At 70.2% G+C, this 14,023-nt stretch carries 15 protein-coding genes; 6 read left to right on the top strand and 9 right to left on the bottom strand.

The features are described 5' to 3' along the window. Positions 1-38 precede the first annotated feature (38 nt). The 7 genes from atpB to OHS58_RS29005 all read right to left on the bottom strand — a co-directional run bounded on the left by atpB (position 39) and on the right by OHS58_RS29005 (position 7,334). Positions 39-824 carry a F0F1 ATP synthase subunit A gene (gene atpB / locus OHS58_RS28975; protein ID WP_326958183.1) on the bottom strand — a complete coding sequence of 262 codons (786 nt, stop codon included), beginning with the start codon at positions 822-824 and terminating at the stop codon, positions 39-41. A gap of 531 nt (positions 825-1,355) precedes the next feature. After that, positions 1,356-1,805: a hypothetical protein gene (locus OHS58_RS28980; protein WP_328644661.1), complete on the bottom strand. Its 450-nt coding sequence runs from the start codon at positions 1,803-1,805 to the stop codon at positions 1,356-1,358. Between the two features lie 48 nt (positions 1,806-1,853). Further along, positions 1,854-3,011, bottom strand: coding sequence for a glycosyltransferase family 4 protein (locus OHS58_RS28985; RefSeq protein WP_328644662.1), 1,158 nt, complete (start codon positions 3,009-3,011; stop codon positions 1,854-1,856). Between the two features lie 74 nt (positions 3,012-3,085). After that, positions 3,086-3,736, bottom strand: a complete 651-nt coding sequence (locus OHS58_RS28990; protein ID WP_326944141.1) for an L-threonylcarbamoyladenylate synthase — start codon at positions 3,734-3,736, stop codon at positions 3,086-3,088. Positions 3,737-3,812: 76 nt separating this feature from the next. Beyond that, positions 3,813-5,783 (bottom strand): M6 family metalloprotease domain-containing protein, encoded by a 1,971-nt coding sequence (locus OHS58_RS28995; protein ID WP_328644663.1) that lies wholly within the window; start codon positions 5,781-5,783, stop codon positions 3,813-3,815. A gap of 236 nt (positions 5,784-6,019) precedes the next feature. Then, positions 6,020-6,886 carry a peptide chain release factor N(5)-glutamine methyltransferase gene (gene prmC / locus OHS58_RS29000; RefSeq protein WP_326944143.1) on the bottom strand — a complete coding sequence of 289 codons (867 nt, stop codon included), beginning with the start codon at positions 6,884-6,886 and terminating at the stop codon, positions 6,020-6,022. 97 nt (positions 6,887-6,983) lie between these two features. Beyond that, a complete protein-coding gene (locus OHS58_RS29005; protein WP_328644664.1) occupies positions 6,984-7,334 on the bottom strand; it encodes a MerR family transcriptional regulator in 351 nt (116 codons plus the stop codon). Positions 7,335-7,489: 155 nt separating this feature from the next. On the opposite strand from OHS58_RS29005, the gene OHS58_RS29010 reads away from it, so the two are divergent. The 6 genes from OHS58_RS29010 (at position 7,490) to OHS58_RS29035 (ending at position 12,253) form a co-directional block, all read left to right on the top strand. Further along, the gene (locus OHS58_RS29010; RefSeq protein WP_328649874.1) at positions 7,490-8,011 is read left to right on the top strand and encodes an alpha/beta fold hydrolase; all 522 of its coding nucleotides are present in this window, start codon (positions 7,490-7,492) and stop codon (positions 8,009-8,011) included. After that, positions 8,008-8,796 carry a TIGR03619 family F420-dependent LLM class oxidoreductase gene (locus tag OHS58_RS29015; RefSeq protein ID WP_328644665.1) on the top strand — a complete coding sequence of 263 codons (789 nt, stop codon included), beginning with the start codon at positions 8,008-8,010 and terminating at the stop codon, positions 8,794-8,796. Before OHS58_RS29010 ends, OHS58_RS29015 begins: the two co-directional genes overlap by 4 nt. A 32-nt stretch (positions 8,797-8,828) precedes the next feature. Continuing rightward, a complete protein-coding gene (locus tag OHS58_RS29020) occupies positions 8,829-9,821 on the top strand; it encodes a glycosyltransferase family 2 protein (RefSeq protein WP_326944146.1) in 993 nt (330 codons plus the stop codon). Continuing rightward, positions 9,818-10,249 (top strand): GtrA family protein, encoded by a 432-nt coding sequence (locus tag OHS58_RS29025; protein WP_326944147.1) that lies wholly within the window; start codon positions 9,818-9,820, stop codon positions 10,247-10,249. Before OHS58_RS29020 ends, OHS58_RS29025 begins: the two co-directional genes overlap by 4 nt. An 18-nt stretch (positions 10,250-10,267) precedes the next feature. Next, positions 10,268-11,734 (top strand): glycan biosynthesis hexose transferase WsfD, encoded by a 1,467-nt coding sequence (gene wsfD / locus OHS58_RS29030; RefSeq protein WP_328644666.1) that lies wholly within the window; start codon positions 10,268-10,270, stop codon positions 11,732-11,734. A gap of 78 nt (positions 11,735-11,812) precedes the next feature. After that, positions 11,813-12,253, top strand: coding sequence for a hypothetical protein (locus tag OHS58_RS29035; protein WP_326944149.1), 441 nt, complete (start codon positions 11,813-11,815; stop codon positions 12,251-12,253). Positions 12,254-12,479: 226 nt separating this feature from the next. Here OHS58_RS29035 and prfA read toward each other — a convergent pair whose 3' ends face one another. Both prfA and rpmE read right to left on the bottom strand, forming a co-directional pair. Continuing rightward, positions 12,480-13,550 carry a peptide chain release factor 1 gene (gene prfA / locus OHS58_RS29040; protein WP_326944150.1) on the bottom strand — a complete coding sequence of 357 codons (1,071 nt, stop codon included), beginning with the start codon at positions 13,548-13,550 and terminating at the stop codon, positions 12,480-12,482. A gap of 80 nt (positions 13,551-13,630) precedes the next feature. Further along, positions 13,631-13,861: a 50S ribosomal protein L31 gene (rpmE, locus tag OHS58_RS29045; RefSeq protein ID WP_247057148.1), complete on the bottom strand. Its 231-nt coding sequence runs from the start codon at positions 13,859-13,861 to the stop codon at positions 13,631-13,633. Between the last annotated feature and the right edge of the window lie 162 nt (positions 13,862-14,023).

Consider the following 14,023-nt stretch of genomic DNA (forward strand, 5'->3'; position numbering starts at 1 on the left):
TCGGTCCACGCGCTCGCGCGGATCGGGGGCTTGTGTTCTCAGTGCTCCGACGCCAGCGCGGCGCCGATGTACCCCGCCGAGAGCAGGGCGAAGATGTAGGCCTGCAGCACCTGGATGAAGGCCTCGAGGAAGGTCATCCCGATGGCGAAGATCCAGGCCACCACGGAAACCGGCTTCAGCGCCCAGCTCGACGTCTCGGTCAGCAGGAACGTGCCGCCGAGGGTGAACACCGCCAGGATCAGGTGGCCGGCGAACATGGCCGCGAAAACACGGATGGCGAGCGTCAGCGGGTTGAGGAAGAACTTCTCCGCGAACTCGATCACCGAGAAGAGCGGCAGCACCGCCTTGGGCACGCCCGGCGGCGCGAGCTCCTTCTTGAAGTAACCCGCGAACCCGTGCCGCTTGAACCCGGCGTAGTGGTACACCGGGTAGACCACGAGGACCGCCAGCGCGACGGGGAAACCGAAGCGCGCCATGGTCGGGAACTGCAAGAGGGGGATGATCCCGTACAGGTTGTTCACCAGGATGAAGGTGAACAAGGCGAAGACGAGCGGCACGTACGGCTTGAAGTCCTTCGAGCCGATCTGCTCGCGCGCGATGTTGTTGCGGCTGAAGTCGTAGATGGACTCAGCGACGAACTGCCCCTTGCTGGGCACGACCTTCAGCTTGCGGGTCGCCACGAGGAAGTACGTCGCGATGATCACGACCGAGAGCACGACCAGCACCATCGGCTTGGTGACACTGCCGAAAATCGGCGGCAAGATGAAGCTCTCGGCACCTGGGGGCTCGAAAATCGCACCCTCGGCCAATACCAGCGCGCCCACTGGGCTCCTTCCGGTTCTCCCGGCCGGCGTTCACTCCGCCGGGGGAATCGTCACGATCTGGACTTAACGTACCCGATACGTATCGGGACGTCGGAGGCGGCTGCCCCACTGTGCAATGAACACGGCTTCACGTTCTGCACACGGGGTTGTCTCGCGTGAACACTGCCCTGCGGTCTACTTCGGACCAGCGGCGGAAGGCGGAACTACACGGTCGCCACACTGCTGATCGCGGTTCGTCTCAGGAAGCGCGCGGCCGAGGCCGCCACCCTTGACGCGGACCATACCAGCAGGTCAATCAGTGCCGTACAGGCGTACTCCATACCAACCGATCAGCCCAGGACTTAGGTCCCGGGTCGACCCGGGACCCAGGTCCGGCGGGGGCCGGGACCCTCCCGGGAACGTCGCAGGCGGGCCGTCCGGGACCCTTTTCGAGGCCCGCGCGAAAGCGCACGGCCGTGACGCCGGTCACACCCGGGCGGCCGCAGGCCGGTTCACCGTGGGTAACGGAACACCCCGGCGAACCGGACGGCGTCAGGAGGGGATGATCGTCGGGATCTTGGTCTTGCGGAAGGCGGCGAACTCGGCCGCGGCGGCCAGCAGGATGGCCACGATCATGGTGATGCCGAGCGACATCGGGTGCAGCGCGGAGACGCCCTTCAGCAGCGTCAGCGCGCCGAACAGCAGGACGACCTTCACGACGTACCCGCCGAGCGCGATCACCATGACGAACATCGGGTCCTGGCCGGCGCTGAAGCGCATCATGCCCAGGGTCGAGAGTGACGCCAGCATCGCCAGCGCCCCGCCGACGAGCGAGCCCCAGAAGCCCGGCATGCCGTTGAGGATGCTGAAGAGCACGATGCAGACGAGCACCGCCGGCGGGGTCACCAGCAGCGAAGCCTTCGTCATGGCGCGGGCCGCCTGCAGCACCACCTTGGCGTGCGGGTTCTCCTGCGCTTCGGTCGAAGTCTCGGTCTCGCTCACAGCTGGCTCCCTGCTCGGTTCGACACCGAGTGTAGAGAACCCCGCGGACTAGGTACGCGGCTGGTGGCGTGAGCGCAGCCGCGGGATGACCGAGACCCCCACCGCGAACACCAGGCCGACGCCGATGATCCAGAGCGCCGCGGCGTCGTCGAACAGGGTCACCGAGACCGCGCCGAACGCCAGGATGCCGGCCCACAAGTAGATCAGCAGCACGGCGCGGCGCTGGGAGTGGCCGATCTCCAGCAACCGGTGGTGCAGGTGCATCTTGTCCGCGGCGAACGGGCTTTCGCCGCGGCGGGTGCGGCGGACGACCGCCATGATCAGGTCCAGCATCGGGACGAACAGCACCGCCGCCACGACGACCAGCGGGGACAGCAGCGCGATCGCGTCCTTGCCGCTGAACTGCGGGTAGGGCACGCGCCCGGACGCCGACGTCGTCGCGCCCGCGAGCATCAGGCCGATCATCATCGAGCCCGAGTCGCCCATGAATATCTTGGCGGGCTGGAAGTTGTACGGGAGGAACCCCAGACACGCGCCGGCGAGGGTGGCCGCGATCAGCGCCGGCGGGTACGTGCCGACGTCGCCGCCCGAGCTGTCGAGCAGCCCCAGCGAAAACGCGCACGTGGCCGCCGCCGCGATGAAGCCGAGGCCGCCGGCCAGGCCGTCGAGGCCGTCGACGAAGTTCATCGCGTTGACCATCACCACGACCATCACGACGGTGAGCAGCGCGCCCTGGTTCTTGTCGAGCACCAGCACCGAGCCGAACGAGGCGCCGGTGCCGCCCCACGGCACCCAGAACGACACCCACTGCACGCCGAAGATGACCAGGATCCCGGCGCACATGACCTGGCCGGCCAGCTTCGTCCAGGCGTCCAGCTCGAACCGGTCGTCGAGCGCGCCGATGAGCGAGATGACGCCGGCGGCGAGCAGCACGCCGACCGAGTCGAACGAGGCGTCGAAGCCGTGCGACAGCGCGGGCAGCTGGTGGGCCAAACCCATCGCGGCGGCGACGCCGAGGTAGATGCCGATCCCGCCCATGCGCGGGATCGGCGCGACGTGCACGTCGCGCGCGCGGGGGTTCGCGATCGCGCCGACGCGGATCGCGATCCGGCGCACGACGCCGGTGAGCAGGTAGGTCACGGCCGTCGCGGTCAGCGCGACGAGGATGTATTCCCGGATCGGGAGAAGACCGGATGTGGGCGGCACGGGTGCGTCACGCTCGCGGGGTCGGGGTCACCCGCGACACGCTATCGTGCCGCGCCCGGCGCCTTGATCCGGCTTCACGCCAACGATTCCGCGGGGACACCGAGCACCTCCGCGATGGCGTCCTTGCTCACGGCGCCTTCGCGCAGCACCACCGGTTCGGTGCCGGTGAGGTCCACGATGCTCGACGCGACGGCCTCGCCGCTGGAGCCGCCGTCGAGGTACACCGCGACCGAGTCGCCGAGCTGCTCCTGCGCGTCCTGCGCCGTGCTCGCCGGCGGCCGGCCGGAGACGTTCGCGCTCGAGACGGCCATCGGGCCGACGTCGCGCAGCAGCTCCAGCGCCACCGGGTGCAGCGGCATCCGCAGCATCACGGTGCCGCGGGCGTCGCCGAGGTTCCACTGCAGGCTCGGCGCGTGCGGGAGCACAATGGACAGATCGCCGGGCCAGAAGGCTTCGATGAGCGCGCGGGCCTGCGGCGGCACGCCGAGGACCAGACCGTCCACAGTGGACCACGAGCCGACGAGCACGCCGACCGGCATGTCCGGGCCGCGGTTCTTCGCGCGCAGCAGCGCCTGGACGGCGCCGGCGTCGAACGCGTCGGCGCCGATCCCGTAGACCGTGTCGGTCGGCAGGACGACCAGCCGGCTCGACCGGACCGCGCCGGCCGCGGCGGCCAGCCCGTCCGCCCGGGAGTCCCGCTTGCTGCAGTCGTAGACCACGCTCATGGCGCCAAGGGTAGCCCCGCGCGCCGGAGGGGCCCGCCGCGGCAGGCCCCTCCGGGTCGTGGTCACGAGGTGCGCGTCAGAAGCCGAACGCCGTGCAGCTCGCGGTGGCCGTCTTCGACGGATCGCTCACCGACGTCGCCGTGAGCTTCACGCGGGCGGCCAGGTCACCGCCACTGCGCTTCGCGAAGGCGGGCACCTTCACGAACTGGCCGAACTTCGCCGTGGCCAGCTCGTTCGGCAGCCGGACCTGCCAGCCCTTCGCGTCGGTCGACGCGCTCAGCCGGTAGGTGTCGGTGTCGTACGGCACCTTCGCACCCTTCGCCGAACCGGTGTTGAACAGGCCGAATTCGCAGGTCGCGAGCCCGCCGCGGGCGAACGCCGGCAGCGCCGGGGTCACCGCGGCGCCGCGCGCCTGGCTGCCCGAGCCGTCCAGCGACGCGACCGTGACGGTGTACGAGAGCACGCCCTTGCGGTCCCGGGCGAGGTCGGTGATCAGGAACTTCAGCCGGTTCGCCTGGTCGGTGTACTCGTACGGGCTCGCCGCCTCGGTGCCCGCCTTGAACAACGCGTCGTTGAGCTGGCGGTAATCACCGATGGTGATCTTCACCGGCGTGCCGTCCGGCTTGGTGTAGTCGGTGATGCCGATGTCCTGCGGGTTGGCGTCGATCACCCAGTCGAACGGCGCGTTGTCCTGGTTCTTCGTCTTGGTGATCATGACGCCCGAGTCCGGTGCGAAGGAGTCCGCGCCCATCCGGTCGACGACCTCGACGGTGTAGTTGTCGTAGCCGCCGCCGTCGCAGAACGGGCCCTTGGCGCGGTCGCACTTCGGGCTCTTGTCGCCGCCGGTGAGCTTGATGTTCAGCCCGGTGAACGCACCCGGCTGCGCCTCGGTCTCGCGGGCGGTCAGCCGAGCCGACACCGGGCCGGACGTCGCCAGCTGGTTGCGGTCGAGCTGCAGCACGTCCGCCGGGTCGACGATGCCGAGCTTCAGCTTGTTGCGCAGCTGGTGCTGCGCGCCCATCGAACTGCCCTGCGTGGCCGGGATCTGCCAGCGCGTGTGCGGGCCGCCCGGTCCGTTGAACGTGCCGCGCGACAGCATGTCCCACGGCCCGCTGTAACTGCGGGACGGTGGAACGCCGAACGGGTTGTTGTAGTTGTCGCCGATCCCGAGGATGTGGCTGAACTCGTGGGCGTAGGTCGACTGCCCGGAGCTCTCGGCCTGCACCGAGCTGCCGTTCCCGGCGTTGGGCCAGATGCTGGCGGCCGACGCCCACGACGTCCACGGGACGTACCGGGTGGCGGCGTAGTTGGGCAGGTCGTGGTTCGGCGGGCCGAACGCGTCGGGCACGTTCTCCTTGGTGCCGAACTTCATCTCGCCGAACTCCTGCCAGGTCGAGCTCTCGTCCTGGCCGGCGGAGAGGTAGAAGACGAAGTCGAACTGGTTCGCCGTGTCGCCGACGTCGGCGCGCCAGGCGTTCCCGGCGTCCGTGCGGATGTCCCGGTTGCAGTTCGCGCTCGGCGGGCAGGCGTTCGGCTGGAACTCCATGCCGTACTCGTAGGACTGGCCGGGCATCCGGTACGGGCCGAACGCCGTCAGCTGCACGCCGAAGCGGCCGCCGGAGTCCTCCATCCAGTACTCGTTGATGGTGTGCCCGTTGTTGAGGGCTTCGGGCTTGTTGAGGAAGTCCTGGTAGTACTGCGCGACGCCCGCCCGCGGGATGTTCGCGGCTTCGGGGCCGGGATTGCCGAAGACGGTCGACTTCGGCGGCTGCGTGACGACGAAGTCCTGGTCGGGGTAGTCGGCGAGGACGACCGCGCCCTTGAAGACGCGCTGCGTCGGCTTCAGGGCGGGGTCGGCCCAGTTCGTCCCGGGCACCTTGCGGTAGTCGGACCACGTCATGTGGTCCTGGTTCTCCCAGTGCGCGGCGTCGATCGGGGCGGGCCAGCCACGGGTGAGCGGTTCGGCGGCCGCGGTCCCGGCGCCGAGCCCGGTCAGGACCGTGACGGCGGCGAGCAGGGCGAGCGCTTTCGGGGTTCTGGCGCGCATCTGCGGCTCCTTCACTGGGAACCGGCGGGGTCGCGGTGTCCCGTGATCGACCGTATTGAGCCGCGCTGTCGCGGTTCTGCCCCGAAGCGAGGGTTTACCCGCTTGCCCCACGACGAAAGTCTGGCCGGTTTGTCAGGCATCGCCAGGAGCCCGGCACTGTGGACAAGTCCGCCCGCGGGCCCGGCGGGCAGCCGCAACTGTCGGTGCCCCCGGCTAGCGTGGAATTCGGGGGCTGCTCAGCCCAGCCGCTTCGCCGTGACGAACCGCGCGCGGCCCGCCAGGTCGTTGTGGCCCTCGACGGCCGTCAGCACGCGGCGCGCGCGGACCAGCGCCGGGACCGCCGAGCCGTGGGTGTCGTCGTGCTCGATGGCCAGGCCGCCGCCCGGGCGCAGCAGCCGGGCGCCCGCCGCGATCGCGTGGCGGATCACCGCCAGGCCGCTCTCCTCGGCGAACACCGCGCGCGGCGGGTCGTGCTCGGCGACCTCGGGTGGCACCGGCGTGCCGTCCGGGACGTACGGCGGGTTGCACAGCACCAGGTCGACCAGGCCGTCGAGCTCGGCGAACATCGTCGGGTCGCTGATGTCGCCGGAGTACAGCCGGATCGGGGTGTTGCCGGCGTCGGCGTGGACGTCCGCGTTGTGCCGCGCCCAGGCCAGCGCCTGCGGGTCGACGTCCACCGCGTAGACGACGGCGTCCGGGCGCGCGTGCGCGACGCCGAGTGCGAGCGCCCCGGAGCCGGTGCACAGGTCGACGACGACCGGGAACTCCCGGCCCTGCAGGAACTTGACGCCCCACTCGAGCAGCAGCTCGGTCTCCGGGCGCGGCACGAACACACCGGCCCCGACCGCGACGGTGATGTCACCCAGCGCGGCCCAGCCGGTCAGGTACTGCAGCGGGATCCGCTTCGCGCGTTGCTGGACGAGCTGGCCGATGGCCTCGATGACGGGCGGATCGACCAGGGGCACCATCGGCAGCCGCCCGCGTTCGACCCCGAGCACGTGCGCGGCGATCACTTCGGCGTCGAACCGCGGCGAAGCGACGCCCGCCCGCTCGAGAATGCGGGTGGCCTCCATGATGGCCAGGCGCAGCGGCTGCCGATTCACTCGTCGTCCTTCACCTCGTCAAGCCTGGCACACCAGGCGGAACTCCCCCGTCAGGACACGCGCCGGTCCCACGCCGTGCAGCGTATCGAGCGAGCGGTCACCCGCCCTCCTCGGTCAGGTACCCGGCCAAGGTGCTGCGACGACGCTGGAGCATCCCGATCCGGTCGTCCATCGCCGTCAGCTCGCGGTGCAGCAGCTGCGCGAGCTCCGGGCAGAGGTAGAGGTGGGCCCCCTCACCGCTCGCGCACTGCAGCGCCGACGCGATGACCCCGGTGGTCAGCCCGGCCCCGAGGAGCCGGCGGATCTGCCGCACCCGGACGACGGCGTCCTCGCCGTAGCACCGGTAGCCGTTGCGGTCGCGCGACGCCACCAGCAGGCCCTGTTCCCCGTAGTAGCGCAGCAGGCGCGTGCTGACGCCCGTCCGTTCCGCGAGCTCGCCGATCCGCATGTGTCCCCCGGACTTGACCTTCACACTGATGTGAAGACCTAACGTCGCCGGCATGACCGAACATTTCCACCACGTCGTCCGCGGCACCGGTCCGGGCCTGCTGCTCGCCCACGGCGGGGGCGGCAGCCGTCGGCGCCGGGCTGGAGCGGTTCGCGATCCTCGGCTACTCCCTCGGCACGGCCGTCGCGGTCCGCGCCACCACCCGGCACCCCGATCGGGTCACCGGGTTGGTCCTGACCAGCGGTTTCGCCCGGCTCGACAACCGGATCCGGCTCGCCGTCGACGTCTGGGCCGCGCTGCTGCACGACGACCCGAAGCTGCTCGCGAAGTTCCTCACGCTGGTCGCGACCGGCCGCGACCACCTCGAAACCCTGACGCCCGGGCAGCTGGAGGCGGCCGTCGACCAGCTCGCCGCGTTCGTCCCGGACGGCAGTCCCGAGCACGTCGCCCTCGTCGCGAAGGTCGACACCCGCGTCGAGCTGGCCGGGATCGCCGTGCCCACGCTGGTCGTCGCCACCACCCTCGACGGGCTCGCGTCGCCCGTGTTGTCCCGGGAGCTCGCGGAGGGCATTCCCGGCGCCGAACTCGTCGAGGTCGAAGCCGGGCACAACATCGGTGCCGAAGCCCGCGACGAGTGGCTCGCCGCGATCGAAAAGTTCCTCGGGAGGCTGTCGTGAACCTCGAAGTCGTACTGCCGAACGAACAGCCGGACCTGCCGCCCGGGCGGCCCGCCGAGCTGGCCCGGCTCGCCGAGGACCTCGGCTACCGCACGGCGTGGCTGCCCGACCACCTGATCCCGCCCGGCGCGTTCGGCGACGTCTTCGGCGGGGTCTACGAGCCGCTCGTCACGCTCGCCCACATCGCCGCGCTGACGAGCCGGATCCGGCTCGGGACGTCGGTGCTGATCGTGCCGCTGCGGGAGCCGTTCGCGCTGGCCAAGCAGGTCGCGACCCTCGATGCGCTGTCCGGGCACCGGTTCGACCTCGGCGTCGGCACCGGCTGGAACGAGCCCGAGTTCGCCGAGGTCGGGGCGGACTTCCCCGGTCGCGGGAAGCGGACCGACACCACCCTCGACCTGCTCGCGGAGCTGTTCCGCACCGGCCGCGGCCCCAGCGGCGGCCACTTCGAGCCGCGGCCGGCGGGACCGGTGCCGATCACCGTCGGCGGCAACTCCACGATCGCGCTGCGCCGCGCGGCCCGCGTCGGTTCGGCGTGGCAGAGCGCCGGGCTGTCCCCCGCCGAGTTCGGCGAGCGGGCCGGGAAGCTCGGGGAGCTGGCCGCCGGCCGCGACGTGCGACCGACCGCCCGGATGGAGTGGGACGGGACCGATCTCGACGCCGCCGTCGCCCAGTTCCGGGCGTATACCCTGGCCGGGGCGGACGCGGTGGCCGTCCACTTCGGCCCGGCCGAGGCGTTCGACCGGCGGATGACCGCGTTCGCCGAGGCCGTCGCCGGTCTTTAGGATGCCCGAGACGCCGAACCCCGGGAGCGCCAGTGCCGACAGAGCCGACCACGCGCCGCCGGGTCGCGTTCATCTTCCCGATCTACAACGAGGAAGGGAACATCGAGCTGCTGCAGCGCACGGTCGACGAGGTCACCGCGCCGCTGGCCGGGAAGTACGACTTCAGCTTCATCTACGTCGACGACGGCAGCAAGGACGGCTCCCTGGCCGCGCTCACCGGGCTGAGCGCCCGCGACGGCCGGATCACGGTCATCGAGCTGTCCCGCAACTTCGGCCACCAGATGGCCGTCACCGCCGGGCTCGACCTGGTCGACGCGGACGCCGCGGTCATCATGGACAGCGACCTGCAGGACCCGCCGCGGGTGGCGCTGGAGCTCATCGAGAAGTGGGAAGAGGGCTTCGACGTCGTCTACGCGCAGCGGCGCTCGCGCCAGGACTCGCCGTTCAAGCGGCTCACCGCGAGCGCGTTCTACTGGTTCCTCGGCAAGATGGCCGCCGTCGACATCCCGAAGAACACCGGCGACTTCCGGCTGGTGGACCGCAAGGTCGTCGACGAGCTGCGCAAGTACCGCGAGCGCGACCGGTTCCTGCGCGGCCTGGTCAGCTACATCGGCTTCAAGCAGACGGCGGTGCTGTTCGACCGCGACAAGCGCCACACCGGCGCCACCGGCTACCCGCTGACGAAGATGATGCGGTTCGCCGCCGACGGCATCGTCGGGTTCTCGACCACGCCGCTGCGGATGATCACGCGGATGGGGTACCTGTTCTCGCTGCTGAGCTTCCTCGGCGTGCTCTACGTCATCGGCGTCAAGCTGTTCGCGCCCGCGACCGCGGTGCCCGGCTGGGCCTTCATCACCATCGCGATGTTCTTCCTCGGCGGCGTCCAGATCATCATGCTCGGCGTGCTCGGCAGTTACATCGGCCGGACGTACTCGCAGGTGCAGAACCGGCCGCTCTACAGCGTCGCGTCGGTGCGGACGGGCGCGAACGAGGCCGCCGAGGACAGCCGGAGCACCGTCCGATGAGGCTCGTCACCGCCACGCAGGTGCGTTTCGGCATCGTCGGGATCGGCAACACGCTGGTCGACGTCCTCGGGTACGCGCTGCTGGCCACGCTCGGCGTGCCGACGTTCGTCGCGAACTTCATCTCCACGACGGTCGGCATGCTGCTGTCGTTCACGTTGAACCGGAACTTCACGTTCCGGGCGAAGGACGGCGACGTCCGCCGCCAGGCCGTGCTGTTCTTCGTGGTCACCGCGTTCGGGCTCTGGGTGGTGCAGTTCCTCGTCATCACCCTGGTGAACCACCTGTTCCCGGGGATCAACCTGCTGGTGCCCAAGGGCGCCGCGATCGTCGTCGGGCTGTTCTGGAACTACCTGCTCTACCACTACGTCGTCTTCCGCCACCGGCCGGTGACGCCGGTACCCGGTGCGACACCCGCCGACTCAGCGTGATCTCGTACGCTGACCTGCGTGCGATCCCGTGAACTGCGCTTCGGCCTGGGCGTCTTCGTCCTTTCCCTGGGCGTCCTGCTGCTCCGGTTCCTCGTGCCGAGGCCGGTCGGGATGGCCGACAACGGCGACGGCTGGCGCCTGCTGTGCGACCTCGGCGGCCGGCACCCGGAGCTGAAGCCCGAGTTCTACGTCCACTTCAGCTACGGGCCGGGTTCGGCCTGCAAGAGCGACTACATCTCGAGCCAGGCGTGGCTCGACTGGTTCGCGAGCAAGCTCGGGCACGTGCTCGGCTCGTCGGCCGAGCTGAACCTGCTGGTGCTCGGCGCGATCACGTGCGTGCTGGTCGCCGTGGGCGTCGCGGCCACCGTGCTGGGCCTGGACCTGAGCCGCCGCAACCGCGTCATCGCCGCCGTCCTGCTGCTGCTCGTGATGGCCGACTCGGCGTTCTTCGGCTACTTCGCCTCGGTGCTCAGCGAGGGCGCCGGGTTCGTCGGGATGCTGCTGACCGCGGGCGGGCTGCTGCTGATGCACCGCACGGGCGCGTGGCGCTACTGGGGCGCGGCGCTGACCGTGGTGGGCGCGCTGATCGGCATCAACGCGAAGTCGCAGACGCTGCTGCTGATCCCGCTGTTCGTGATCGCGCTGGCGCTGGTCCGGCCGCTCGGCGCGAAGGGCCGCGCGCGGTGGCTGGTGCCGCTGGGCGTGCTGGTGATCGTCGGCGCCGGGACGGCGATGGTGCAGTCGAAGGGCGACCCGGCGAACGCCGAGTACCGCGAAGCCAACATGTTCCACGTGGTGTTCGACAGCATCGTGGACGGCAAGCACGACACCGACGCCGACCTGACCGCGCTGGGGCTTCCGCCGGACGCGAAGAAGTTCATCGGCAAGGGCTGGTGGGAAGCGAGCCCCTGGACGGACCCGGGCTACAACACCTACCGCGACAAGATCAGCCGCCGCAACGTCGTGCAGTACTACGCGTCCCACCCGACCCGCACGCTGCAGGTCCTCCAGCAGGGCGCGGTCGACACGCTCACGGCCCGCCCGTCGCGGCTGGGCAGTTTCGCCGAGTCGGCCGGCTACCCGCAGATGGCCCAGGAGTACCGGGTGCCGGTGCTGTCGGGCCTGTCCGCGCTGGCCGCACCGCTGGGCCTGTTCGCGCTGGTCCCGCTCTGGCTGCTGATCGGCTGGGCGGGCATCCGCGCGTTCCGCCGGAAGGCGCGCGAGTACGGGACCGTGGTGTTCTTCCTGCTGCTGTTCGCGATCGGCCAGTTCGGGCTGTCGGCGCTCGGCGAGGGCGTCGAAGGCGTGAAGCACCAGCTGCTGACGCTGTTCCCGACGTTCCTGGCCGTGGTGTTCGCGGTGCTGAGCTTCTTCCCGCGGCCGTCCCGGGTCGTTCCGGAAGACGCCGGGGAAGAGCCGGAGTCCGAGGCCATGACCGAGGTCTTCGACGCCTTCCGGGAGCCGGAGAAGCCTGCCGTCCGCTAAACCGTTCCGGCCTCCCGGGCGTGGGGAAGGCGGTGGTCCGGGAACAGCCCGGACACCGCTTACCTGTGGGAGGCAAGTGTGCGGTCAGCAGTGCGGAAGTTCGCCGTCGTCGCGGGAGTCGTCGTGGCGGCGACTCTCGTCGCGGTGCCCGGCGCGGAAGCCGCGCCGGTGACGACCTGTCCGGGCACCGAACTCCACAAGGAGGGCTTGCCTAAGCCGCTGAAGAACCAGCTCGGCGAGCAGGCCGGCACCCTGCGCCTGTGGTACTCCAGCGCGAACGGCGGCACCAACTGCGCGAAGGTCTACGACGACGCGTCCGGGTCGCACTCCATGTCGGTCAGCATCCGGACGGACACCTCCGCCACGGTGACCGACTCCGGCACGTTCTCCACCTTCGCCGGCGGAGTGGTGGTGACCGGGACGAACGGCCACTGCATCTACGTCTCCGGCAGCCTCTCGCTGGGCACCGGCCAGGTCAACCAGTTCCGCGCCTCGGCCGGACCGGTCGCCTGCGGCTGACGTGACGAGCCCGCCGTCCGCCGAGCGGGCGGCGGGCCTCAGCCGGATTGCGACGTGTTCGAGGCGTTCCGGGAGCCGCTGACGCGATGCAGTGTCGACCCCGCAATCACGCGAGTCGACTGCTCAATCACGCGTGTCGGCGTTCCGTGCACGCCCGGCCCGTGGTTGAAGGGTCAGCTAGCGTGATCAGAAGGTCGACACGCGTGCTTGGAGCGACGACACGGCCTCAGCCGGACTGCGAGGCCAGGCGCTCTTCGCGGTCCGCGGTCGCCAGGGCGTCCAGGACGCCGTCCAGTTCGCCGTCCAGGACCTGGTCCAGGTTGTACGACTTGTAGTTCACCCGGTGGTCCGAGATGCGGTTCTCCGGGAAGTTGTACGTCCGGATGCGCTCCGAGCGGTCGACCGTGCGGACCTGGGAGCGGCGGGCGTCGGACGCCTTGGCCGCGGCCTCCTCCTCGGCGACCGCCTGGAGGCGGGCCTGCAGGACCTGCAGCGCGCGGGCGCGGTTCTGGATCTGCGACTTCTCGTTCTGGCACGAGACGACGATGCCGGTCGGCAGGTGGGTGATCCGCACCGCCGAGTCGGTCGTGTTGACGCTCTGGCCGCCCGGGCCCGACGAGCGGAAGACGTCGATGCGCAGGTCGTTCGGGTCGATCTCGACCTCGACCTCTTCGGGCTCCGGGTAGATCAGCACCCCGGACGCCGACGTGTGGATCCGGCCCTGCGACTCGGTCGCCGGCACGCGCTGGACGCGGTGCACGCCGCCCTCGAACTTCAGCCGCGACCAGACGCCGTCGACGACCGCCGACTTCGTCTTGATCGAGAGCGTGACGTCCTTGAAGCCGCCCAGGTCGGAGTCGACCGAGTCGAGCACCTCGGCCTTCCAGCCGTGCCGCTCGGCGTAGCGCAGGTACATCCGCAGCAGGTCGCCGGCGAACAGCGCCGACTCCTCGCCGCCTTCGCCGGACTTGATCTCCATCACGACGTCGGAGCCGTCGTACGGGTCGCGCGGCAGCAGCAGCTCGGTGAGCTTCGACTCCAGCTCGGGGATCCCCGCGGCCAGCTCGTCGGCCTCCGCGGCGAACCCGGAGTCCTCCGCGGCCAGCTCGCGCGCGGCCACGAGGTCTTCACGGGCGGTGTCGAGCTGGTGGACGGCGCGCACCACGGGCGTCAGCTCGGCGTAGCGGCGGCCGAGCTTGCGGGCGCGCGCCTGGTCGGCGTGCACCGCCGGGTCCGCGAGCTGGGTCTCCAGCTCCGCGTGTTCGGCGAGCAGCCCCTTGAGCGAGCTCGAATCCACCTCTGCCACCTCTCAGGCCCGGTTTTTCAGACAAAGAAACGGCGCCCACCCGAACGTGCGGGTGGGCGCCGTTGACCAAGCTACTTGGCTTCGGCGTCCTTCTTCTGACGCTTGCCGTAGCGAGCCTCGAAGCGCGCGACGCGGCCACCGGTGTCCATGATCTTCTGCTTGCCCGTGTAGAACGGGTGGCAGTTGGAGCAGATCTCGACGTGGATGGTGCCGCTGGTCTTCGTGCTACGCGTGGTGAAGGTGTTACCGCAGTCGCAGTCGACGTTCGTGACCACGTACTCGGGGTGAATACCGCTCTTCATGGTGTCCTCTCTCGTTGGCTCCGGGTCCCCAGTCTTCGAGCGGGGTGAACCGGTGCCGGACTTCAGCGGGTGATTCTGCCAGACAGGCTGACAATGACTTGAACAGACCCCGTTGACCTGGTATTCCCGGCGTCTCCGGCACTTCACGCCGACGCGGCGCCC

It is taken from the genome of Amycolatopsis sp. NBC_00348, from assembly GCF_036114655.1.
Taxonomy (GTDB): domain Bacteria; phylum Actinomycetota; class Actinomycetes; order Mycobacteriales; family Pseudonocardiaceae; genus Amycolatopsis.